Source organism: Bacillus sp. Bwzl_19 (genome assembly GCF_054900515.1).
In genome coordinates, this window is record NZ_CM142729.1 from 312,609 (window position 1) to 337,819 (window position 25,211).

Sequence of the window (25,211 nt, forward strand, 5' to 3'; positions counted from 1 at the left end):
TGATATTGATTCTCAATTAAAACTTTTTAAGTATAGATATAAACGGGAGGCAGAATAATGGCGGAAAATCATGAGGTGTATGACGTCACGATTATAGGCGGAGGCCCGGTCGGCCTGTTTGCGGCTTTTTATTGCGGGATGCGCGAGCTGAAAACGAAGGTGATCGAGTTTTTGCCGCGGCTCGGAGGGAAAGTGTCTATGTTTTTCCCTGAAAAAATCATCCGTGACATCGGCGGAATACCGGGGATCACCGGGGAACAGCTGATTAAGCAGTTGAAGGAGCAGGCGGCGACATTTGAGCCGGATATCGTGTTGAATCAGCGGGTGACCGGATTTGAACGGCTGGAGGACGGAACCATTGTGCTGGAAAGTGCCGAAGGGGAAAAGCACTATACACGCACCGTGATCTTGGCGGTCGGCATGGGGACGCTGGAGGTCAATGAACTTAACAGTGCGGATGCGAGCCGATATTCAGGGAAGAACCTTCATTATAAAGTGGAGAAGCTGGATGCGTTTCAAGGTAAGCATGTCGTGATTTCCGGAGGGGGAGATACCGCGGTTGACTGGGCGAATGAGCTGGAACCGATTGCGGCGTCTGTTACCGTTTTGCACCGCCGTGAGGAGTTCGGCGGCTTGGAAAGCAGCGTCGCGAAAATGAAGCGGTCTTCCGTGCGGGTGCTTGCGCCGTATCGTTTGAAGCATATTAACGGCACAGGAGAACGGATCGAAAGCGTCACCGTTTGCCAAACTGAGTCCGGCCTTTCTGAAGACATCAAGCTTGATGAGCTCATTATCAACCACGGGTTTAAAATTGATCTCGGTGCGATGAAGGATTGGGGGCTTGAGATTGAAGAAGGCAGAATTAAAGCTGACAGACATATGCGGACGAACCTTCCGGGGGTGTTTGTTGCCGGTGACGCTGCGTATTATGAAAGCAAACTCAGATTGATAGCCGGCGGTTTCACTGAGGGGCCGACCGCCGTCAACAGCGCCAAAGCATATTTGGACCCGCAGGCGGATCATATGGCGATGTATTCAACTCATCATAAAAAATTGGTGACACAATAAAAAGGGACTGACCTCCGCTGTTGGGCCGGGGGTCAGATAAAGCGCATCAGCTGTGAAGGAGCACTTCTTTCATTTCATTTCGTATAAACGCAAATAATTGTTCCTGATTTTTCACGGCGGTAAATCCGTAACCGGCGGGCACGTCTTCGCCCATGCAGACGACAGGAGGGCGGTTTGCCGACGGGTTCGGTGATATGCCGATCTCTTTTCCCGCGCTGATCAAATGCTGAGCGGCTTCTTTGTCCGGACAGATAATCATTTGCAGAGGGGACTCACTGATCGTGCGTTCGATCATGGAAGTGAACCGCTCATCTGCAATATGTTCATGGGTGACATAAAACGGGCATGATTCTGAGTCTGGCATGTTTACTGCCGCTTGACGGCTCCCTACAATGAGTGAATGCGGAGAATCACTTTGATATTCTGATAGGAGGAAGCCCCGTTTTTCAAGTTCCTTCTGTGCCGCTTCAGTCGCTGCATTCAGGTTTGCGGTCACCCGGCGGATGTCGATTTGGTTGAAAGCCAATGTGTCAAAGAATTCACAGACGGCAAGGCGTGATGTGAAAAAGATATGTTCAAAGGTGCCGATCTGTTTTAGGATGGTTTCGTTGACCGGCATTTTTTTAATGATCCGCTTCGGCCATTCGATAACATCGGCGCCATACTCCCGCAGCTTGTCTGTCAATGTATGTTCAGCATCGCCATGGGTGACCACCATGATATGCCGGCCGATGAACGGTTTGCTTTCAAACCAGCTATGTGTTTGAAAATTCACGATATCTCCGATGACAATAATGGCAGGGTTGGTGATTTTACGGCTTTGTACTTTTTCATGGATATCGTGAAGCGTTCCTTTTATGCTCCGCTGCCGCCCCCATGTTCCCCATTGAATGACGAGTACAGGGACGGAAGGGGATTTTCCGTACTCCATAAGCTTCCGGCATATAAATGACAGATTTTTAACGCCCATGTAAAACACAAGCGTTTGAACGCTTCTGGCAAGCCCTTCCCAGTCAAGATTCGGCCTGCCTTGTAATGATTTATCATGAGCGGTAATCATGGCGAAGGACGAAGCGAAATCACGATGGGTGACAGGGACTCCCGCATACATCGGCGCTGCGATTCCCGAGGTGATGCCGGGCACCATTTCGTAGCGGATGCCGTGCTGATGAAGCGCCTCTGCTTCTTCGCCGACTCTGCCGAACACACTTGGATCTCCGCCTTTCAAGCGGACTACGGTGAAGCCCTCCGCCGCTTTTTCAATCAGCAGGGCATTGATCTCCGACTGTTTCATAAAATGGCGGTCGGGCAGCTTTCCGCAATAGATGAACCGGCATTCCGGTGAGGCATATTCAAGAAACTTTGGGTTTGCGAGCCGGTCATACAAAATGATCTCCGCTTTCTCCAGAGCCTGTTTTCCTTTTACGGTGATCAGCCCCGGGTCTCCGGGTCCTGCACCGACAAAATATACGATTCCGTTTTTCATGATGGCTTCATCCCTTCACAATTTAAAAAATGAAGGACCACTTGAAAAAGTGATCCGGTTCTTTGATCAATACAGGAGGTATACATTCTCTCCTTCGATCAATGTATCGTATGTTTTGATACAGCCATGATCCGGCTCTTGGACTTTTCCGTCTTCTAAGGAGATTTTCCAGTCATGCATCGGGCAGAAAACGTATTCTCCGCTGATGATGCCTTCAGCCAGGACGCCGCCTTTATGAGGACAGCGGTTTTCCACGGCTCGGACGCTTCCGTCGGAAAGCTTAAATACGGCAAGCTCTTTATCTTCTACATATACGGTTTTTCCTAATTTCTCAGGTAATTCGTTTAATCTGCCTATGCAAACCTTTGTCATATCTTTATTAACCATGTCCGTTCCCCCTCACTGTTTGTTCTGTCTTTATGAAGTCGTGACGACATTTTCGAATAAATCTTTAGAAGCTTTTTTATCATTAAGGAAGTATTGCCACGGATCTTTATGGACAGAGAGTGTCTCATTCATTCTGTCATTGAGCTCCTGCCGTTTTTCCGGATCGTTTAACACGGATTGGACATGAGATAAACCGACGCGCTCCAGCCATGCGGATGTACGCTCCAGATAGTTTGCCGTTTCTCTGTAGTACTGAAGGTAAGCACCAGCGTATTCTAAGACTTCTTCATTTGTTTTCACTTTCATCAGCAAATCACCGGCGCGCAAATGAGTTCCGCCGTTCCCGCCGACATAAAGCTCCCAGCCGCCGTCGATGCCGACGACGCCAAGGTCTTTAATACCGGACTCCGCACAGTTCCGCGGGCAGGCAGACACGGCCATTTTGACTTTATGAGGTGTATTGAGCCCTTCGAATTTTTTCTCCAGCGCAATGCCCAGTGCCATGGAGTCTTGCGTGCCGAAGCGGCAGAATTGTTCGCCTACGCACGTTTTTACCGTGCGGAGCGTTTTTCCGTACGCGTAGCCTGACGGCATATCAAGCTCGGCCCATACTTTCGGAAGATCTTCTTTTTTCACGCCGATGAGATCAATTCGCTGGCCGCCGGTCATTTTCACGAGCGGGATTTCGTATTTGTCGACGACATCGGCGATCTTGCGAAGATCTGTGGAATTGGTCACACCGCCGTACATCCGGGGAACGACGGAGTATGTTCCGTCTTTTTGAATATTGGCGTGCATCCGTTCGTTCACAAATCGGGAAGTTCTGTCATCCTCGTACGTAGCCGGATTGATCATGCCTAAGTAGTAGTTGAGGGCAGGCCGGCATTTGGAGCAGCCTTCCGGCGTTTTCCAGCCGAGCACGTTCATGATTTCTCTCGTATGTGACAGCCCTTTGGCTTTGATTTCTTCTACGACTTCATCTCTCGACAATGAGGTGCAGCCGCAAATCGCTTCTTTTTGCGCGGATGCGTCAAATTCTGATCCCAGTGTGTATTGAAGAATGTCTTCAACGAGCGGTTTACAGCCTCCGCATGAGCGGGATGCCCCGGTGCATGCTTTGATTTCGTCCGTGGATGTGCAGCCTTTTTCCTGAATGGCTTGAATAATCGCGCCCTTTGATACGCCGTTGCAGCCGCAGATGATTTCATCGTCGCTCATCGCCGCGGTCATACTTGTACCTGCTTCCTGATCAAGAGGCTGTAAAATTGATATTTTGGAGGTTTCGGAGATATCGGCTTCTTTTTGAATCATTGAAAACAGGCGGCCGCCCTCGCTGCTGTCGCCGAATAAAACAGCACCGACAATTTGATTTCCTCTCAGGACGATTTTTTTATAGATGCCATCCTGTTCATCGAACACTTTAATCGCTTTTTTGTCCTCTGATTCGTTAAAGTCACCGGCAGAGAACACCTCGACACCTGATACCTTTAATTGAGTGGAGAGAACGGAACCTTCATACGGTTTTGTTTCGATGCCGCAAATATGCTTTGCGAGCACTTTCGCCTGTTCATAGAGCGGCGCCACAAGTCCGTATGCGATTCCGCGGTGCTCGGCACATTCGCCGACCGCGTAAATGTGCGGGATTTCAGTTTGCATATAATCATTGACAATGATGCCGCGGTTAACCGGAATGCCGCTTTCTGCGCCAAGCTGTGTATTCGGGCGGATGCCGACGGCCATGACGACTAAATCAGCTTCAATGATTGTGCCGTCTTTAAAGCGTACGCCTTCAACACTGTCAGTGCCGAGGATTTCTTCAGTTTGCTTTTCAAGTAAAAAGGTCATGCCCTGTTTTTCTAATTCGTTTTGCAGCAGGCGTCCTGCCGCTGCATCAAGCTGGCGTTCCATCAGGAATGGGGCGAGGTGGATGACGGACACGTCCATGCCGAGATTCAGCAGTCCCCGCGCGGCTTCCAAACCCAGCAGTCCTCCGCCGATGACGGCTGCTTTTTTATATTGTTTTGACGCGGCGAGCATCGTGTCTGTATCTTTAATATCCCGGAAAGCAGTGACACCTTGTTTATCCGCGCCCGGAATCGGTAGGATAAAAGGTACGGAGCCTGTCGCCAGGATGAGTTCATCGTAAGGCTGGATTCTGTCTGCATCTGTGATGACGGTTTTGCTTTCCGGGTTCACTTTGATGACTGTTTCACCGGTATGCAGCTGAATGTTGTTTTCTTTGTACCAGTCCCAATCGTTTAACGTAATATCTTTAATATCTGTATCGCCTTGCAGCACTTTTGACAGAAGGATTCGGTTATAGTTGGGATGAGGTTCGGCCCCGAATATCGTAATCTCGAATTCGTCTTTTGAAACACGCAGTATTTCTTCAATTGCTCTTACCCCGGCCATTCCATTTCCAACAAGGACTAGCTGTTTTTTTCCCATCAGATGATCCGCTCCTTATCTATGTTTTTTTTAGCGTAGCACAGCAAAAACAAATATTTAAGATGCATGTTATGAAATGTAACAAAAAATACGAAAAAATCTAAAAATTTTATGAAAAATTATATGGGGCTGATTCGTACGGCGCACATCTTAAAACCGGGCATTTTACAATCTGCTGTTTATCGGAATGATGGCGCTCGGCATGGGTAACGGAGCGGTATTTCAGCTTGTCCCGCAGCACTTTAGAAAAGAAATCGGAATGGTGACGGGAATCGTCGGGGCGGCCGGCGGCATAGGCGGTTTTTTTCTTCCCAATATTTTAGGGTCATTAAAGCAGGTGACGGGATCTTATGCTATCGGCTTTATCTCTTTTTCATGTATCGCATTGCTTGCGTTTGTGCTTGTTCTCGCAGCAGGTTATTATTGGAGAAAAAGCTATGGCACTGAAAGCAGCCATGCGGATGTTTAAGTTTGAGCGGAAGACACGTGTGACAGCGTGTCTTTTTCATGATGTATAACTTTTACTTGATTTTAAACGGAGAATACAGCAGAATAAATAGTAACGATTGCGATTTAAACTGATGTACATAATAATTGAAAAGAGACGGGTATGTATCATAAATCGTAATCATTCTATTTTATCAGGAGGATATGTTCATGAAAAAAATTCCGGTTACAGTATTAAGCGGCTATCTTGGTGCTGGAAAGACGACTGTTTTGAATCATATTTTACAAAATCGCAACGGTTTAAAAATTGCTGTCATCGTCAATGACATGAGCGAAGTAAACATAGACGCCGGCTTGGTGAAGCAGGGAGGCGGCTTATCACGGACAGATGAGAAACTTGTGGAATTATCCAACGGCTGTATCTGCTGCACGCTGCGTGAGGATCTATTAGTCGAGGTCGAGAAACTCGCCAAAGACGGCAGGTTTGATTACATCGTAATTGAATCAACAGGGATCAGCGAACCGATTCCCGTTGCCCAAACATTTTCTTACATAGATGAAGAAATGGGCATTGATCTGACAGCCTTCTGCAAGCTGGACACAATGGTGACTGTGGTGGATGCAAACCGCTTCTGGCATGATTTCCAGTCCGGTGACAGCCTCCTTGACCGTAAGGAAGCGGCGGGAGAAGAGGATGAACGAGAGATTGCTGATCTATTAATTGATCAAATCGAGTTTTGTGACGTTCTCATTTTAAATAAGCGCGACATGGTGGGCGAAAAAGAGCTTGAACAGCTTGAAACAGTTCTTCGTGCATTACAGCCCCGGGCCAAGCTGATCCGATCCGTCCGCGGAGAGGTGTCTCCCGAATGCATATTAAATACCGGTTTATTTGAGTTTGAGGAGGCAAGTTCATCTGCAGGATGGATAAAGGAGCTGACGGCAGGTCATGAGGCGCACACTCCGGAAACGGAAGAGTACGGAATCACTTCGTTTGTGTACTCGCGGCGTCTGCCGTTTCATACCGCTCGTTTTGACAGCTGGCTGCATCAATCAATGCCTGACAACATTGTACGCGCAAAAGGAATTGCATGGTGCGCAACCCGCAACAGCCTTGCGCTGCTGATGTCTCAGGCAGGTCCGGCAGTCTCGATTGAGCCTGTTTCTTATTGGGTGGCGGCGATGCCGAAACTTGAGCAGGAGCAGATCAAACAGCAGGAACCGGAGAGGATTGGGACGCTCAATTCGGAGACCGCCATACGAATCTGGTGTTTATCGGAACTGATTTAGATCAAGCAGCCATCACAAAGGAATTAGATCAGTGTCTGCTGACACCGTCTGAGTTCGATTCTGACTGGTCGCAGCTTGAAGATCCTTTTCAATGGGACATTCAGCGGGCTGAATAACATACCGGCCAAGTTTAGAAGCGGGTGAGAAGGGAAGGAGTGATGAAAAAGGAGCTGACCAATGTGAAAGCACTGACATACCAAGGGAAAGAACATATGGAAGTGAAAGAAGTCCCGGCACCCTCCATTCAAGACGAGAGAGATGTCATCGTTCGAATCACCGCAACCGGGATTTGCGGTTCAGATCTTCATTTATATAAAAACGGAATCCCCGCCGATCCGGGTTATATCGTCGGACATGAGCCGATGGGAATCGTTGAAGAAACGGGCAGTCAAGTCAAAAGGCTGAAAAAAGGCGACCGCGTCGTGATCCCTTTTAACATCGGCTGCGGTGAATGTCATTATTGCAAGCACCAGATGGAAAGCCAGTGTGATGAATCAAACCCAAACCCTCATACAGATGCCGGCGGCTTATTCGGTTTCTCGGATTTTAACGGTAATTATCCCGGCGGGCAGGCTGAATATTTGCGTGTTCCTTTTGCTGATTTCTCTTCTTTTCTGGTTCCGGCAGACAGCGGGCTTGAAGATGAGCAGGTGCTGCTTCTGTCAGATGTCATGCCGACCGCCTTTTGGAGCGTCCAGCACAGCGGAGTGAAAAAAGGAGACACAGTCGTTATTCTGGGGTCCGGGCCGATCGGTTTAATGGCGCAAAAATTCGCTTGGAAAAAAGGAGCAAAACGGGTCATCGCAGTCGATCAAGTCCCGCACCGTCTTGAACATGCGCGACGCACAAACGGAGCAGAGACCTTCAATTTTTCAGAACATGATGAGATCGGAAAACTGCTGCATGAGCAAACGTCAGGGGGCGCGGATGTTGTGATTGATTGTGTCGGAATGGACGGTACGCCGCTTTCAAAAGAAAAAGCAGAGCAAAAGCCGAATCAGTTCGGAACCATCAGTCCGATTCTTACAGCGTCAGAAGCCGTTAAGAAGTTCGGAACAGTTCAGCTCACAGGCGCATATATTTCTGAAGCGGACGGTTTTCCGCTCGGTGATTTTTTCACCCGCAACGTCTCTTTAAAAATGGGGCAGGCACCCGTTATCCATCTGATGCCGATGCTGTATCAAATGGTCGAACAAAATGAAATTGATCCGACGGATATCATTACGCATAAAATGAGTCTTGCGGAAGCCCCTGCTGCATATGATATATTTGACAAAAAAGAAGATGGCAATATTAAAGTGATTTTGAAGCCATAGCGAGGGGAAACACAATGAATATTTACAGACCGGCAGGATTTTGGATCAGATTGGGAGCCTTAGTACTCGACTATTTAATTACTTCAGTGCCTCTGGCGATTATTTTTATGCTGGCAACAGGAAAAGATCCGAATGATAGCACAATGATCAGCATCATTTTGACTCTTTATTCTCTTTTGCTCCCAGTTTACTGGAACGGTTACGTTATCGGCAAAAAGATTTGCGGTATCCGCATTGTCAAAAAAGACGGCACTCAGGTAGGCTTTCTTACTATGATTTTAAGAGTGCTTGTGGGCGCTTTAATATATGGCGTGACGTTTGGAATCGGTGTGATCGTGAGCGCCTTCATGGTCGGAATGAGAGAAGACAAACGGTCAATCCACGATTTTGTAGCAGGAACGTATGTCACATACGCGCTGCCGGATGAATCGATTGAAAAGAGCGAATAATTTCGCTCTTTTTTTTTGCATAAAAACTGGATGAAGGCACAACATATTACAAACGTTAAAGGAGGAAAGAGTCATGAAAAAAGCTGCGTTATCATTGGCTGCGTTTTTCATTACGGCAATGGTTTTCACAATGCCGGCACACGCCGCTGAAACGAAAATGCCTTCAACAATGTCACTTACGCAACAGCAGAAAAAAGAAATTGAATCACTTGAAAAAGAAATACTCGAAAAACGCAAACATGTCATTTCCAAATATGTTGAGTACGGCGTCCTGCCGAAAGAAAAAGCAGAGCATATTAAACAGCATATGGACAGGCACTTTAATATGATGAAACAAAACGGCTTTATTCCAAAGCCTCCCCCTCATAAACTGGAAAAACGGCATCATCATTCTTAAGCATCCGGCAAGTCGGATGCTTTTTTGTTTTTATCGGGATTGCTTTGAAACGCGTTTCATAACGTATGATATTAATATCATACGCATCAGGAGGATGAAAACACATGATACATGAAAAACCGGGTCTTTTCCCTGATACATTTCTATGGGGGTCAGCTTCAGCTGCCTATCAGGTTGAAGGAGCCTGGAATACAGACGGTAAAGGCCCTTCAGTATGGGACTTTTTCACAAAAATACCGGGTAAAACATTTAAAGGCTCAAACGGTGATACAGCAGTCGGCCATTATGAACGTTATAAAGAAGATATCGCCTTGATGGCAGAGATGGGTTTGAAAGCTTATCGCTTTTCTGTCAGCTGGCCGAGAATTTTTCCGAAAGGCAGAGGGGAAATCAACGAAGCAGGGATCGCATTTTATGAAAACTTGATCGATGAATTGATTTCTAACAATATTGAGCCGGTGCTGACTCTCTATCATTGGGACTTGCCTCAGGCGCTGATGGATGAGTACGGCGGATTTGAATCAAGGAAAATAATTGATGATTTTAATAATTACTGCGTTGCGTTATACAAAAGATTCGCCGGAAAGGTGAAGTACTGGGTCACGTTAAATGAGCAGAATTATAATTTTCATAACGGATTCATTACAGCTTCACATCCACCCGGTGTAAAGGACAGAAAACGATTTTATGAAGCGAATCATATCGCATTTTTAGCTAATGCCAAAGCAATTGAATCCTTCAGAAAATATGTTCCTGACGGCTTGATCGGCCCGAGCTTCGCATATTCACCGGCTTATCCGCTGACAAGTCACCCTGAAGACATAACTGCATTTGAAAACGCAGAGGAATTTATGAATCATTGGTGGCTTGATATGTACTGCTGGGGGACTTATCCGCAAATTCCTTTCAGCTATTTAAAGGAAAAGGGCTGGGCGCCTGCCATTGAAGCCGGCGATATGGAGCTGCTGGCAAAAGGCAAGCCGGATTTCATCGGTGTTAATTATTATCAGACGATTACGTATGAAAGAAATCCTCTTGATGGTGTATCGGAGGGGAAAATGAACACGACGGGGCAGAAAGGGACAAACCAGGACACAGGTATACCGGGACTGTTTAAAACGAAAAAGAATCCTGATCTTGTGACGAGCAATTGGGATTGGACGATTGACCCGACAGGCCTGCGCATCGGCCTCCGGCGTATAACGAGTAGGTATCAGCTTCCGGTTTTTGTTACAGAAAACGGGCTGGGGGAATTCGATAAAATAGAAGAAGACGGCTCGATTCAGGATGACTACAGAATCGACTATTTACGCTCCCATCTTGAACAGTGCAGAGAGGCCATCAGTGACGGAGTTAATCTCATCGGCTACTGCAGCTGGTCATTTACGGATCTGTTAAGCTGGCTGAACGGCTATCAAAAGCGCTACGGCTTTGTATATATCAATCGTGATGAAGAAGACGAAAAGGATCTGAAACGGATCAGGAAAAAAAGTTTTTATTGGTATCAGAATGTAATTGAAACAAACGGTAAGAGTTTATAAAAGTTCCCTGAGAGAAATATGATTCTCTCAGGGATTTCTTTTACATTGCGGCCGCATCAATAATATACGTATCTGCATGAAGATCGGATATTTCGGCAGGCACTGAATAACAGGTAAGGCTGTATCGGCCTTTCGGAAGATCGAAGAAAATCCTTTTTGACATCACGCTTTCAATTTCAATCCCATCTTTTACAGCCTCGAAGGGAACAGTCGCTTTTTTCTCATAGGATGGCACCGGCTCATTTGTGTTCAGCCTCAGGACGATAAATGCCTTCGTATTTCTCCCTGCTTCAAATGAAACAGCATCGTCAGCCTCCGCGTATCCTTTTTCAATGGCTTCATCGGTCCAATCGATAACAGGCGGTTCTGAATCTTTTTGGAAGATTGTAAATTGATGATAAGAAATGGTCAGTTCTTGCGGTTTCCATGATTTAATCAATGCGCTGTTCCTCCTGTTTTTTACTTGATTTTAAATAATACTCTCGTTCCGTCTGGATCATTGGTAAGCTGGTGTCCGACCCAAGAGCCGGCTCCGCGGTTGTCTGCCGGAGAAATATATTCTACGGAGGCATTATTTCCGCCCTGTTTACAAACCGCCATCGGCCATTCATCCCTATCGTATCCTGTTTTTACAGGCACATGTTTAAGAGATTGTTCACGCCGCTTATGTACTCCGTCTCTGTCAATGGTGCATATGCTGGAATGTCCTTCTTTTATCGCGTCCTTAATATGCTTTGCTGTTTCCGGATATCGATCGGACGGAAATAGGATTACCTTGTCGTAATCACTCTTCTGAACGGTCTGCTCGTTATCTGAGAAAATATCACCCTTGATCAGGGCCGCGACTGCTCCGGCAATGATGATAAGAACAAGCAGCAGTGCTTTTAATGTTTTCAAGAGTATCAATCACCTCCAGTTTTAAATTGCTGTGAAGCTGGTCCAAGAATAAAGCAGAATCGTCCCGCTGTAAAGCTGTTAAAATATATTTTTCAGCCGCAATTCTGCTGAATATCTGTAAAACCGTCCGTACAAATCCGCTTTATCCAATAAAAAACCGATCAGAAAGTGTTTTTTGCCGTTTCTCTATTCAGAAATGAATGATTGCGGCCGTCTGAATAATTGGCTATTATAGCGATAAGCTCACCGGCAGGGTAATTCGTCGGCGAGTTTCCGCCCCGTGACGGTTTGTAATTCTGCGCGACGGAACGATAAAAAGACGGCCATCTTATAAGAAGGCCGTCAGCATGTCATTCCAGATTCGCATGTTTTGTAAACATATCTGCCGAATTCAGTTCTTTTTTCTCCATGATTTTTAGGATAACCGCATCATAAAACAGCAGAAGAGTTTGTTCGAATAAAGAACCCATCGGCTGAATCGTCTTTCTGTCTCCGTCTGTCTCTTCCTTAGGAGAGCCTGGGATCGTTATCGTGAGATCCGCAAGTTTGCCGAGACTCGAGGCGGGGTTAATCGTTAATGCAGTGATGATGCCGTTAAGGCTTTTGGCTTTTTCGGCTGTGTGGAGGAGACTTTTTGTTTCTCCTGAGCCGGAGCCGATGATGACGAGACCGCCTTCTTGGAGGGGAGGGGTAAGCGTCTCACCGACAATGTAAGCGTTCAGTCCGATATGCATCATCCTCATGGCGAACGCTTTAGCCATAAAACCGGAACGGCCGGCTCCGGATGTGAAGATCTGATCTGCCGATAAAATCTGCTCCGCAAGCTTGTCAGCTTCACTGTCGGCTATTAATGATGCGGTACGGGATAATTCATTCAGGATGTCATGTAAGTATTCAGTCGTTTTCATGATCCTTGTGTGATCAGCTGTTTCATTTTTGAAGCAGCATCCGCTTTATCGTCAGCGCCCGTAATCCCTCCGCCAACAATGATTAAATCCGGGTTTTGTTTGATGGCTTCAGGAAGCGTATCAAGTTTAATGCCTCCGGCAATTGCGGTTTTTGTGTTCTTGACCGCTTTTTTAATCGCCGTCAGTTCCCCGAATGAATTTTTTCCTTCTGCTTGAAGATCATAACCTGTGTGAACACAAATATAATCAACACCGAGTTGGTCAATTTCTGTTGCCCGTGTTTCAAGGTCTTTTACGTTAATCATATCGACGAGGATTTTTTTCTGCTGCTTTTTTGCTTCAGAAACCGCCCCTTTGATCGTTGAGTCATCTGTTGCCCCTAAAACGGTGATGATGTCGGCTCCCGCTTCTGCCGCTTTCATAATCTCGTAACCGCCCGCATCCATGATTTTAAGATCAGCAAGCACTTTCAGATGAGGAAAGGCCTCCTTCATTTGCTGTACGGCTCTCAGTCCTTCATTAATGACAACCGGAGTGCCGATTTCAACAACATCTATATATTGTTCGACCTCTTTCACAAGTTCAATTGCTTCAGGAATATTCACTAAGTCTAATGCGAGCTGTAATTCCACTTTATATCCACTCCTCTTCTTAATGTATTTACATTCTATAGAGCGTCCCGCATGTTGAGAAGTACGCACTTTGAAGTCTAATAGTTACCTTGAGGATACTGTCCCCGCAGGCAATGCGCTTTGTTTCAGCAAAACTGCGTGGTAGTATAAACTGATGAAAGCTCTGTGAAAAAGTAAGTGTGTATTAATAGATGATGAACATACGAAAAGTCAGAGGAAGGAGAGTTGTCCGTGAGCCGAATGGATAAGAAGACGTTTAATTGCGAAAAGGAATTGACGCTTGCCGTGATAGGCGGGAAGTGGAAAATGCTGATTATGTGGCACTTGGGGAAAGAAGGAACGAAGCGGTTTAATGAGCTGAAAGCTTTAATTCCTGATATTACGCACAAAATTCTTGTGAATCAGCTCAGGGAGCTGGAGCAGGATCTGATCGTTCACAGGGAAGTTTACCCTGTCGTCCCTCCGAAAGTGGAGTACTCTTTAACGGCGCAAGGAGAGAGCCTTATGCCGATTCTGGACGCCATGTATAAGTGGGGAAAAGAATATATGGAATTAATCAACATTGATAAAACTGCAATTAAGGAATCTTTTTGAAGCGCTCTATGTAAAATAGAGTGCTTTTTTTTGCGGGTTAATGAAATCATATTGCGAACGGTTGAACCTCCTGTTTCGGTTCTTGCGCTTTTTTTCTTGTATCGGCTTACATATGTTAACTTTTTTCATTCTGCCATAATGGGATATTCGGCAGATTTTATACTATAGTTTAAAGATTTTTAATTTTACGTAAATAATATTTTTTGAAAATAAATTGCGGGATGCCGCAAAAATCCCTCTGGATTTGTCGGAATTTTTTTCGGTGTGCCGCATGAAACTTTTCACCCATTTTTCGGTGATAAAAACAATATTTTCATATAAAGTGAACGTAAGTAGATATATAGAAATTCATGAAGAAATAGGTAAACCTTTCGTGCTTACAATCTTGACTTTTGTCTGGATTTCCCATAATTTGATGCCGAAATTTCGGTCTTTACAAGTAATGGATGACGGATTTCGGCGGTGTTTTGAATCGGGATGTTTTGGAGGTAAGTGGTTCTTTTGGCTTGAGAATGAGTTAGGGACATTGAGGGAGGCTGTTTCTAAGGAAGAATTGACAATTTTATCTTAAAAAGGGAGGCGTACACATATGGGAATAACTTTTTATCCTTTAACAAATGCTCAAAAACGTATCTGGTATACAGAGAAATTCTATCCGCACACAAGTATTTCAAACCTTGCCGGCTTCGGGAAACTCATTTCTGAAGACGGGGTACAAGCCCATTTCGTTGAGAAAGCGATACAGGAATTCGTCCGGCGGCATGAGTCGATGAGAATCCGTCTTCGGCTTGATGATGAGGGGGAGCCCGTTCAATATGTGAGCGAATACCGTCCGCTGACTATCAAGCATACAGATATCAGGCAAGCCGGTTGCTCTGCGGACGAGCTGTCAAAATGGGGGCGTGACGAGGCAAGCAAGCCTCTGGCGTTATATGATCAGGATTTGTTTCGTTTTTCCGTGCACACCATCAGCGAAAAAGAGGTTTGGTTCTATGTTAATGTGCATCACGTTATTTCAGACGGAATTTCCATGACGATTCTGGGCAATACGATTACCGATATTTATTTGGAGCTTTCGGGCGGAGCAAGTGAGAACGAGGCGGAGATTCCTTCCTTTATCGAGCACGTGCTGACAGAGCAGGAATATGTGCAGTCGAAGCGGTTCAAAAAGGATCGGGATTTTTGGAACGGACAGTTTGAGACCGTACCGGAGCTTGTGTCTTTAAAACGGAGCCAGGCAGATGCGGGGCTTGATGCGAAACGGTTTTCTCAAGAAATTCCTCATGACCTGTACGGCCGGATTCAATCATTCTGCGGGGAGCATAAGGTCAGCGTTCTTTCTCTGTTCCAGTCAGCTCTGATCGCTTATCTCTACAAAGTAACAGGCCGGGATGACGTCGTCACGGGTACGTTTATGGGAAACCGGACGAATGCGAAGGAAAAGCAAATGCTCGGGATGTTCGTATCTACGGTGCCTGTGCGGACAAGCGTTGACGGAGGACAGTCGTTCTTGGAATTCGTCAAAGGCCGGATGAAGGATCTGATGAAAATTCTCCGCCACCAAAAGTATCCGTATAACCTGCTTGTCAATGATTTGCGCGCTTCGAAAAGTTCGCTGAGCAGATTGTTTACAGTATCTCTGGAGTATCAGGTGATGCAGTGGCAGAAAAAAGAGAATCTGTCCTTCTTGACAGACCCGATCTTCAGCGGAAGCGGAACAAATGATATTTCGATTCATGTGAAGGAACGATGGGACACCGGGAAATTGACGATTGATTTTGACTATCGCAGTGACATATTCAAAGCCGAGGAAATTAAATCTGTTTCTGAACGTCTGATCACGCTGATTGAAGATGCGATTTCATCTCCTGATCGCGTAATTGATGAGCTCGCTCTTCTTTCGGATTCTGAGAAAGAGATGCTTCTGAAACGGGCCTCCGGCAATCAGGTGGCTTATCGCAAGGAGATGACGATTCCGGCGCTGTTTGAAGAGAAAGCGAAGACACTGTCTGACAAACCCGCGGTTGTATATGAAGGCCGAACATTGTCCTATCGCACATTACATGATCAGTCAAACCGTATCGCTGGACGCCTTCTTAAAGCCGGGATATCAGCGGACTCTCCTGTCGCGGTGCTGCTCGGCCGTTCTGAACGTGTCATTGCGGCAATATTGGGAATTTTGAAAGCGGGCAGCGCATATGTGCCGATCGATCCTGACTTTCCGGCGGATCGGATTCAGTACATATTGGAGGACAGCGGAGCGAAGGCCGTTCTGACAGAGGCCGGGATACAGGCGCGTGAAACTGATGCTGAATGGATTGATTTTGACGAGGCCGTTCAGTATGAGGCGGCTGCTGAAGGTGTCGGCACTCAATCAGACCGGCTGGCTTACATTATCTATACGTCCGGCACAACGGGGCGGCCGAAAGGCGTGATGATTGAACACCGGCAAGTTCATCATCTGGTTCAATCACTCCAGCAGGAGATATATCAATGCGGTGAACAGACATTAAGAATGGCGCTTTTGGCTCCGTTTCATTTTGATGCGTCCGTCAAACAGATTTTTGCCTCACTTCTTCTGGGTCAGACGCTTTATATCGTGCCGAAAACAACTGTAACGAACGGCTCGGCACTGCTGGACTATTATCGCCAAAACCGGATTGAAGCCACCGACGGAACGCCTGCGCATCTGCAGATGATGGTTGCGGCGGGAGATGTCAGCGGAATTGAACTGCGCCACATGCTCATCGGCGGAGAAGGCCTGTCTGCAGCTGTTGCTGAACAGCTGCTGCAACTCTTTCATCAAACGGGCAGAGCGCCGCGGCTGACAAATGTCTACGGGCCAACGGAGACGTGCGTAGATGCGTCCGTGCACCCGGTGTCAGCAGATAACGGAATGATGCAGCAGGCGGCGTACGTTCCGATCGGAAAACCGCTCGGAAATGCCCGGCTGTATATATTGGATAAACACAAACGGCTTCAGCCCGACGGTACGGCCGGTGAGCTGTATATCGCTGGAGACGGTGTAGGCCGCGGCTATTTAAATCTTCCGGATTTGACTGCAGAGAAGTTTTTGCAAGACCCGTTCAGTGAGAGCGGCCGCATGTACCGTACGGGTGATATGGCACGCTGGCTGCCGGACGGCACAATCGAATATATCGGCCGTGAAGATGATCAGGTGAAAGTCCGCGGCTACCGCATTGAGCTGGGAGAAATTGAAACGGTGCTCAGAAAAGCTCCGGGCGCGGCGGAGGCCGTCGTGCTGGCACGGCCGGATCAGCAGGGCAGCTTGGATGTTTGCGCCTATATCGTTCAGGAGAAAGGAACCGAGTTTCATCCTGCCGAGTACAGGGAGTATGTGTCCAAACACCTTCCTGATTACATGGTGCCTGCTTACTTTACAAAAACGGATAAAATTCCGCTCACGCCGAGCGGGAAGGCGGACCGCAAAAAGCTGTTCGCGCTTGATGTGCAGGCTGTCAGTTCGTCCGAGTATGCCTCACCGAGAAATGAAACGGAGGAAACGCTCGCCGTCATCTGGCAGGAAGTACTCGGCATGGACAAGGCGGGTATTTATGATCATTTCTTCGAGTCAGGCGGTCATTCATTAAAGGCAATGACGCTTCTGACGAAAATTCATAAGCAAATGGGCGTTGAAATTCCGCTGCAGTACTTGTTTGAGCATCCGACAATCGCGGCGCTTGCCGATTATGCGGCAAGCCGAAACGAAGGACCGGCTTTCAGTACGATTGAGCCGGCTGAGAAGCAAGCGAGCTATCCGCTTTCTCTCGCTCAGCAGCGGGTTTATATCGCGAGCCAATTTGAAGATGCGGGAGTCGGGTATAACATGCCGGCGGCAGCCATGATCGAAGGCGCTTTAGATCGTGAAAAACTTGAGCGTGCATTTTCTGCCTTAATCAGCAGACATGAAGCGCTCAGAACATCGTTTCAATCAGAAGACGGCACGCCGAGACAGGTGATTCATGAGCAAGTTCCATTTCATATTGAAGTGATTGAAGCGGGCGGAAGAACGAATGAGCAGGTCATGAAGGACTTTGTGCGCCGTTTTGAGCTGGAAGAGGCGCCGCTGTTCAGAATCGGTCTGCAAACGCTCGGTCACAATCGCCATATGATGCTGTTTGATATGCACCACCTTATTTCAGACGGGGTGTCTATTTCCATCATGCTGAAGGAACTTGCAGACATCTATGGCGGAAAACAGCTGCCTGAATTGAGCATTCAATATAAAGATTACGCCGTCTGGCAGGCGGAACGGGCGGAAGAAGGCTACAAGAAGGAGCGGGCATACTGGAAGGAAGTCTTCAGCGGCGAACTGCCGGTGCTTCAGCTGCTCCCTGATTATCCGCGGCCGCAGGTGCAAAGCTTTGAAGGTGACCGCGTGTCAGTCAAGCTGCCGAAAACGCTGCGGGAACGGCTGCAAAAGCTTGCCGAGAAAAACGGAGCCACCCTTTACATGGTGCTGTTATCGGCATATTATACGCTGCTTTCTAAATATTCAGGACAGGAAGACATCATCGTAGGGACACCGTCAGCGGGAAGACACCATTCTGATACTGAGGGGTTGATCGGGATGTTTGTCAACACCCTTGCGCTGCGGAGCACCGTGAAGCAGGATCAGACATTTACAGGCTTGTTAGGCCATGTGCGCAAGCAGGTGCTGGACGCGTTTTCTCATCAGGACTATCCGTTTGAGTGGCTGACCGAGGAACTGAATGTGCCCCGGGATATGAGCAGGCACCCGATATTTGATACGATGTTCAGCCTGCAAAATATTTCGGACGGAATTCCGGAGATCGGTAATCTGACACTGTCTCTTCATGAAACAAACTTCAATATCGCCAAGTTCGATCTGACAATGCAGGCCAGGGAGACGGCAGAAGGCGTTGCGCTTGATCTGGACTATTGCACGAAGCTGTTTAAGCGGTCGACTGCTGACCGTATGCTTACGCATTATGTCCGCCTGCTGGAGAGCGCGGCAGCTCAGCCGGAAGCGAAAATCAGCGAATATGATCTGCTTTCTGAACGGGAGGCTTTGAACCAATTACAGCGGTTCAACCCGGAACGCACGGCATACCCGAAAGATCAAACGATCGTGCAGATCTTTGAAGAACAGGCTCAAAAGAACCCGGACCGGACGGCTCTTCAGTTCGAAGGGGAAACCCTGTCGTATCAACAGCTGAATGAACGGGCCAACAGGCTTGCGCGGCATATTCTTTCGGCCGGGGGCAGCGGAAAAACCGCGGCTGTTTTGTGTGAACGGTCATTGGATATGATTGTTTCCATTATGGCTGTGTTAAAAGCGGGGTCCGCCTATGTGCCGATTGATCCTGAGCATCCGGTTCAGCGGATTCAGCATTTCTTCCGTGACAGCGGGGCGAGTGTGCTCCTGACTCAGCGAAGCCTCAAGCCGATTGCGGAAAAAGCCGGTTTTCAAGGCGTCATCGTGCTTGCTGATGATGAGGAGAGCTATGAAAAGGACTCTCACAATCTCGCGTTGCCGTTTGATTCAAAAACCATTGCGAATCTCACTTATACATCAGGCACGACGGGAACGCCGAAAGGAAACATCGTCACACATGCCAACATATTACGGACGGTAAAAAACACGAACTATTTGACCGTTTCTGAAGAAGACACGGTGCTCGGACTGTCAAACTACGTCTTTGACGCCTTTATGTTTGATATGTTCGGTTCGCTGTTAAACGGTGCAAAGCTTGTGATCGTTCCGAAAGATACGGTGCTGGACATGTCCCGCTTGTCCCGTGTGATCAAACGGGAGAATGTAAGCATTCTGATGATTACGACGGCCCTGTTCCACCTGCTTGTTGATATGGAGCCGTCCTGTCTGACGACGCTTCGGAAAATCATGTTCGGGGGCGAAAGAGCGTCTGTTGAGCATGTCAAGAAGGCGCTTGCGGCAGTCGGAAAAGGAAGACTGCTCCATATGTACGGCCCGTCGGAAAGCACTGTATTTGCGACATACCATCCAGTGGATGTCATTGAAGAGGATGCGATCTCCGTTCCGATCGGAAAACCGGTCAGCAATACGGAAATCTTCATCATGAACAAGGCCGGGCGAATACAGCCGGCAGGCATCCCGGGAGAACTGTGCGTCAGCGGGGAAGGCCTCGTAGAAGGCTACTACAACCGTCCTGAACTGACGGAAGAAAAATTTGTAAAACATCCGTTTAAGGAAGGTGAACGGATGTATAAAACGGGCGACTTGGCCAGATGGCTGCCGAATGGCGATATCGAGTTTATCGGACGTATCGACCATCAGGTGAAAATCCGGGGACAGCGGATTGAGCTTGGCGAAATTGAGCATCAGCTCCAAAGTCATGACCAGGTTCAGGAATGCATCGTGCTCGCTGTAGACCAGGGCGCGGGTGACAAACTTCTTTGCGCGTACTTTGTCGGCCTTAGAGAAATATCTTCCCGGGAACTGAGGGAGCATACGGCGAAGGATCTCCCGGCTTATATGATTCCGGCCGTCTTTATTCAAATGGATGAATTGCCTCTTACAGGAAACGGAAAAATTGACAGGCGGGCGCTGCCGATGCCTGATGTGACTGCAGCGAACGCCGTGTCATATACGGCGCCGCGCAATGAAACAGAACAAAAACTAACGGATATTTGGGCTGAGGTGCTGCAAATGGAGCGGGTTGGCATCCATGATCAGTTCTTTGAGATCGGAGGCCATTCGTTAGCGGGGATGAAACTGCTTGCTCTCATTCAGCAGACATTCGGCGTCCGGCTTACATTAAAGGATCTGTTCACTTCTCCGACGGCTGCGGGCCTGGCGAAGCTGATTGCCGGATCTGAACGGAAGGCGGCTGAGAGTATCATGCCTGCTGCCGTGCGGGAAACGTATCCGGTTTCTTCACCGCAGAAGCGGATGTTCGTGCTTCAGCAGCTGGAAGGCGCTGAAACAAGCTATAACATGCCGTCTGTGCTGCGTTTAAAAGGAAAGCTTGATGCAGAAAAGCTGAAATCCGTCATGAAACAGCTGACAGAGCGCCATGAAGCCTTCAGAACGACGTTTGACATAAAGGATGGAGAAACGGTTCAGCGTATATGGGCCGAAGCTGATATTGACATGGAATATTACGAAGCCTCTGAGGAAGACGCTGAACAAATTATTCAGAGCTTTATCCGGCCGTTCCGCCTGGATCAGCTTCCTCTCGTCAGAACGGGCCTGGTCAAGCTGGCTGAACATGATCACCTGCTGTTGTTTGACATGCACCATATCATTTCGGACGGCGCTTCCGTAGGCGTGCTGATAGATGAACTGTCCCGCTTATATGGCGGCGAAACGCTTGAGCCACTGCGGATTCATTATAAAGACTATGCGGTATGGCAGCAGACATTTATTGAATCAGAGCAGTATCGCAAGCAGGAGGAGCATTGGCTTCGGGAGCTTGACGGCGAGCTTCCGGTATTGACGCTTCCGGCTGATTACAGCCGTCCTGCCGTGCAAACCTTTGAAGGAGACAAGCTGGTCTTTTCTCTGACGGAGAAGCAGACGTCGGCTCTTCGCAGTCTTGCGAAACAAACGGGTTCTACCATGTACATGGTGCTGCTGGCGTCATACAGCGCTTTTCTCTCAAAACTGAGCGGACAGCATGACATCATTGTCGGCTCACCGGTCGCGGGACGGTCACATGCGGATCTCGCAAACGTCATCGGCGTATTTGTGAATACACTCGCGCTTCGGACGTATCCGGAGGCGGACAAAACTTTCGCGGATTATCTTGAAGAAGTGAAACAAACCGCATTACGTGCATTTGATGCACAGGATTATCCGCTTGAAGACCTGCTGCAAAAGGTTGAGGTGCAGCGTGATACGAGCAGAAATCCGCTGTTTGATGCGGTATTCTCCATGCAAAACGCAAATGCGGAAGATCTGGTCATGGAAGGAATTGAGCTGAAGCATCATCCGTTTGACAGAAAAACAGCCAAGTTTGATCTGACAATGACGGCCGATGACACAGACGGAGGCCTGACGTTTGTGCTTGAATATAACACCGCGCTGTTTAAACCGGAAACGGCAGAGACATGGAAGCATTATTGGCTCCATCTGTTAGAAGCCGCAGCGGAAAATCCGGCTGCGAAGCTTTCCGAGCTTTCATTGGTGAATGAAACAGAAAAACAAGCCCTCCTTAACGCATGGAAAGGAAAAACGCTTTCCGTGCCGCGGGACAAAACGGTTCACCGTCTCTTTGAAGAAACGGCTGCCCGCCACACAGACCGCCCGGCCGTGGCATACAACGGCGTGAAATGGACGTACGGCGAGCTGAACGCAAGGGCGAACCGCATCGCCCGCATCCTCATGGATTGCGGTGTCACGGCTGACGAACGGATCGGCATTTTGACGAAACCGTCCTTGGAAATGGCCGCGGGCGTACTCGGCGTCCTGAAAGCGGGCGCGGCATTTGTGCCGATTGACCCGGACTATCCGGAAGAACGTATCAGCTACATTCTGCAGGACAGCGGCGCCAAGCTTCTTCTCACGCAGGAAGCGCTCGATGTGCCGGACGGCTACACCGGAGAAACGATTCTGCTTGACGGCAGCCGCTCGATTCTGAGCCTGCCGCTTGATGAAAATGATGAAGCGAACCCGCAGACAGAAACAACGGCGGATCACCTCGCTTATATGATTTACACGTCGGGAACGACCGGACAGCCGAAGGGTGTCATGGTCGAACACCATGCGCTCGTGAATCTGTGCTTCTGGCACCACGACGCATTCGCCATGACGGCGGACGATAAGAGCGCCAAATACGCGGGCTTCGGTTTTGACGCCTCCATCTGGGAGATGTTCCCGACATGGACCATCGGCGCGGAGCTTCACGTCATTGACGAAGCGATCCGGCTGGATATCACCCGCTTAAATCACTATTTCCAAGAGCACGGCGTGACGATCACCTTCCTGCCGACGCAGCTGGCCGAACAGTTTATGGAGCTGGAAAATAGCTCTCTCCGCATGCTTCTCGTCGGAGGCGACAAGCTGAAGCGGGCGGTGAAACAGCCGTACACGATCGTCAACAACTACGGCCCGACGGAAAACACCGTCGTCGCAACAAGCGGCGTGATCAATCCGGAGGAAGATTCGCTTTCAATCGGACGGGCGATTGCCAATACGAGAGCTTATATTCTCGGCGACGGCGATCAGGTGCAGCCGGAAGGCATTGCCGGTGAATTGTGCGTGGCAGGCCGCGGGCTTGCGCGCGGATACCTGAACCGTGAAGAAGAAACGGCGAAGCGGTTTACCGCCGATCCGTTTGTGCCCGGCGAGCGCATGTACCGGACCGGCGACCTCGTCAAATGGAACACGCAGTGCGGCATCGAATACATCGGCCGCATCGACCAGCAGGTCAAAGTGCGCGGCTACCGGATCGAGCTTTCAGAAATTGAAGTCCGCCTCGCCCAGCTTGCGGGAGTTCATGACGCAGCCGTGACAGCGGTGGAAGACAAAGCGGGCAATACCGCGCTTTGCGCCTATGTCGCGCCTCAGCAGACGGACATCGAAGCGCTCAAAGCGGCGTTGAAAGATACCCTTCCTGACTACATGGTGCCGGCGTTCTGGGTGGAGATGGACGAGCTTCCGGTCACCGCAAACGGAAAGATTGACAAAAAAGCCCTGCCGTCGCCGGACATTGAAGCGGGAAGCGCCGCGTACAAAGCGCCGGAAACGGAAATGGAGACGCTGCTTTCTGACATTTGGCAGGAAGTGCTCGGCCTTGAACAGATCGGCGTAAGCGATAATTTCTTCACGCTCGGCGGCGACTCGATCAAAGGCATCCAAATGGCGAGCCGCCTGAACCAGCACGGCTACAAGCTGGAGATGAAGGATCTCTTCCAGCACCCGACCATCGAAGAGCTCGTCTCCTATGTGGAGCGGACGGAAGGCAAGCAGGCCGATCAGGGCCCTGTCGAAGGCGAAGCGGACTTAACGCCGATCCAGCGCTGGTTCTTTGAGAAGAACTTTACGGACAAACACCACTGGAACCAATCCGTCATGCTTCATGCGAAAGACGGCTTTGATCCGGCTGTAACAGAAAAAACATTACATGTACTGACGGCGCATCATGATGCGCTCCGGATGATTTATCGCGAGCAAAAACCGTATTACAGAGGGCTTGAGGATGCCCCTGTTGAACTGAACGTCTTTGAGCTGAACGGACTTGCTGAAGATCATGAAGACCGTATCGAACGGGAAGCAGATCGTCTTCAAAGCAGTATTTCACTGGAAACAGGACCTCTGCTGAAGGCCGGGCTCTTCCGGGCGGAAGACGGAGATCACCTTCTCCTTGCGATTCATCACTTAGTCGTAGACGGTGTATCTTGGCGGATTTTACTGGAGGACTTCACTTCCGTTTATACACAGCTGAAGCAAGGCAATGAACCGGCGCTGCCGCCGAAAACACATTCATTTGCGGAATTTGCTGAGAGAATCAAAGAATACGCAAATACGAAGGCGTTTCTGAAAGAAGCGGATTACTGGAAAGAGCTTGAGGAAAAAGAGGTATGCACTCAGCTCCCGAAAGACAGGCAGTCTTCTGATCAGCGCATGAAATATACAAGAACGGTCAGCTTCTCTCTGACAGCTGAACAAACTGAACAGCTGACGACAAATGTACATGAAGCCTACCATACGGAAATGAACGACATCCTGCTCACGGCGCTCGGACTGGCGCTGAAAGAGTGGACGGGTGAAGACACGATCGGCGTTCACTTGGAAGGCCACGGGCGCGAGGACATTCTTGACGGCCTGAATATCACCCGGACGGTCGGGTGGTTTACGAGCATGTATCCGATGATCCTTGAGATGAAACACGCCGACGATCTTTCATATCAGCTGAAACAAATGAAAGAAGACATCAGGCATATCCCGAACAAGGGAGTCGGTTACGGTATTCTGCGTTATGTAACGGCGCCTGAGCATAAAGAGAATCTGTCGTTTGAGATTGATCCGGATATCACCTTTAACTACTTAGGACAGTTTAATGAGATGTCGGATTCCGGCTTATTTACAAGGTCCGATATGCCGTCAGGACAATCGCTGAGCCCTGACACGGAGAAGCCGAATGCGCTTGATATTGTCGGATTTATAGAAAATGGGCAGATGACGATGACGTTTGCCTATCATTCTCTCGAATTTCATGAAAAAACCATTCAATCGTTCAGTGACAGCTTTAAAGGGCACCTTCTGGAAATCATAGATCATTGCCTGTCTCAAGACGGCCCTGAACTTACGCCTAGTGATCTTGGTGATGATGATCTGACGCTTGATGAACTTGATAAATTAATGGAAATTCTTTAACAGAAAA

The 25,211-nt window shown here is 48.5% G+C and carries 14 protein-coding genes and 2 pseudogenes; 9 read left to right on the forward strand and 7 right to left on the reverse strand.

Features of this window, described 5'->3' with window-relative positions:
* The first annotated feature begins 57 nt into the window (after window positions 1-57).
* The gene (locus ACW5MY_RS01705; RefSeq protein WP_013350958.1) at window positions 58-1,068 is read left to right on the forward strand and encodes an NAD(P)/FAD-dependent oxidoreductase; all 1,011 of its coding nucleotides are present in this window, start codon (window positions 58-60) and stop codon (window positions 1,066-1,068) included.
* Window positions 1,069-1,114: 46 nt separating this feature from the next.
* On the opposite strand, the gene cobA is transcribed toward ACW5MY_RS01705, so the two are convergent.
* The 3 genes from cobA to nasD all read right to left on the reverse strand — a co-directional run bounded on the left by cobA (window position 1,115) and on the right by nasD (window position 5,389).
* A complete protein-coding gene (gene cobA, locus ACW5MY_RS01710; RefSeq protein WP_013350959.1) occupies window positions 1,115-2,554 on the reverse strand; it encodes a uroporphyrinogen-III C-methyltransferase in 1,440 nt (479 codons plus the stop codon).
* A 66-nt stretch (window positions 2,555-2,620) separates the two neighbouring features.
* The gene (gene nirD, locus ACW5MY_RS01715) at window positions 2,621-2,941 is read right to left on the reverse strand and encodes a nitrite reductase small subunit NirD (protein ID WP_013350960.1); all 321 of its coding nucleotides are present in this window, start codon (window positions 2,939-2,941) and stop codon (window positions 2,621-2,623) included.
* Between the two features lie 30 nt (window positions 2,942-2,971).
* Entirely contained in the window at window positions 2,972-5,389 is a 2,418-nt protein-coding gene (nasD, locus tag ACW5MY_RS01720) for an NADPH-nitrite reductase (RefSeq protein WP_013350961.1), read from the reverse strand.
* A gap of 172 nt (window positions 5,390-5,561) precedes the next feature.
* Here nasD and ACW5MY_RS01725 point away from each other — a divergent pair.
* The 6 genes and pseudogenes from ACW5MY_RS01725 to ACW5MY_RS01750 form a co-directional block, all read left to right on the forward strand.
* A pseudogene (locus ACW5MY_RS01725) lies at window positions 5,562-5,858 on the forward strand (MFS transporter); the annotation flags it as partial.
* A 188-nt stretch (window positions 5,859-6,046) separates the two neighbouring features.
* Window positions 6,047-7,242 (forward strand): annotated as a pseudogene (locus tag ACW5MY_RS01730) (GTP-binding protein).
* 63 nt (window positions 7,243-7,305) lie between these two features.
* Window positions 7,306-8,442 carry a zinc-dependent alcohol dehydrogenase gene (locus ACW5MY_RS01735; RefSeq protein WP_462061892.1) on the forward strand — a complete coding sequence of 379 codons (1,137 nt, stop codon included), beginning with the start codon at window positions 7,306-7,308 and terminating at the stop codon, window positions 8,440-8,442.
* A 14-nt stretch (window positions 8,443-8,456) separates the two neighbouring features.
* A complete protein-coding gene (locus tag ACW5MY_RS01740) occupies window positions 8,457-8,891 on the forward strand; it encodes an RDD family protein (RefSeq protein ID WP_013350964.1) in 435 nt (144 codons plus the stop codon).
* A 73-nt stretch (window positions 8,892-8,964) separates the two neighbouring features.
* Window positions 8,965-9,288 (forward strand): YckD family protein, encoded by a 324-nt coding sequence (locus ACW5MY_RS01745; protein ID WP_013350965.1) that lies wholly within the window; start codon window positions 8,965-8,967, stop codon window positions 9,286-9,288.
* Between the two features lie 104 nt (window positions 9,289-9,392).
* On the forward strand, window positions 9,393-10,829 hold the full coding sequence (locus ACW5MY_RS01750) for a glycoside hydrolase family 1 protein (protein WP_013350966.1): 1,437 nt from the start codon (window positions 9,393-9,395) through the stop codon (window positions 10,827-10,829).
* 40 nt (window positions 10,830-10,869) lie between these two features.
* On the opposite strand, the gene comJ is transcribed toward ACW5MY_RS01750, so the two are convergent.
* The 4 genes from comJ to hxlA form a co-directional block, all read right to left on the reverse strand.
* A complete protein-coding gene (comJ, locus tag ACW5MY_RS01755) occupies window positions 10,870-11,268 on the reverse strand; it encodes a competence protein ComJ (RefSeq protein ID WP_462061656.1) in 399 nt (132 codons plus the stop codon).
* 20 nt (window positions 11,269-11,288) lie between these two features.
* Window positions 11,289-11,726, reverse strand: coding sequence for a NucA/NucB deoxyribonuclease domain-containing protein (locus ACW5MY_RS01760; protein ID WP_013350968.1), 438 nt, complete (start codon window positions 11,724-11,726; stop codon window positions 11,289-11,291).
* Between the two features lie 350 nt (window positions 11,727-12,076).
* On the reverse strand, window positions 12,077-12,634 hold the full coding sequence (gene hxlB / locus ACW5MY_RS01765) for a 6-phospho-3-hexuloisomerase (RefSeq protein ID WP_013350969.1): 558 nt from the start codon (window positions 12,632-12,634) through the stop codon (window positions 12,077-12,079).
* Entirely contained in the window at window positions 12,631-13,266 is a 636-nt protein-coding gene (gene hxlA, locus ACW5MY_RS01770; protein WP_013350970.1) for a 3-hexulose-6-phosphate synthase, read from the reverse strand. The genes hxlB and hxlA overlap by 4 nt, the downstream gene beginning before the upstream one ends.
* A gap of 231 nt (window positions 13,267-13,497) precedes the next feature.
* On the opposite strand from hxlA, the gene ACW5MY_RS01775 reads away from it, so the two are divergent.
* Window positions 13,498-13,860, forward strand: coding sequence for a winged helix-turn-helix transcriptional regulator (locus ACW5MY_RS01775; protein ID WP_013350971.1), 363 nt, complete (start codon window positions 13,498-13,500; stop codon window positions 13,858-13,860).
* Window positions 13,861-14,449: 589 nt separating this feature from the next.
* Complete coding sequence (srfAA, locus tag ACW5MY_RS01780) at window positions 14,450-25,204, forward strand: surfactin non-ribosomal peptide synthetase SrfAA (RefSeq protein ID WP_462061657.1); 10,755 nt, start codon at window positions 14,450-14,452, stop codon at window positions 25,202-25,204.
* Window positions 25,205-25,211 lie beyond the last annotated feature (7 nt).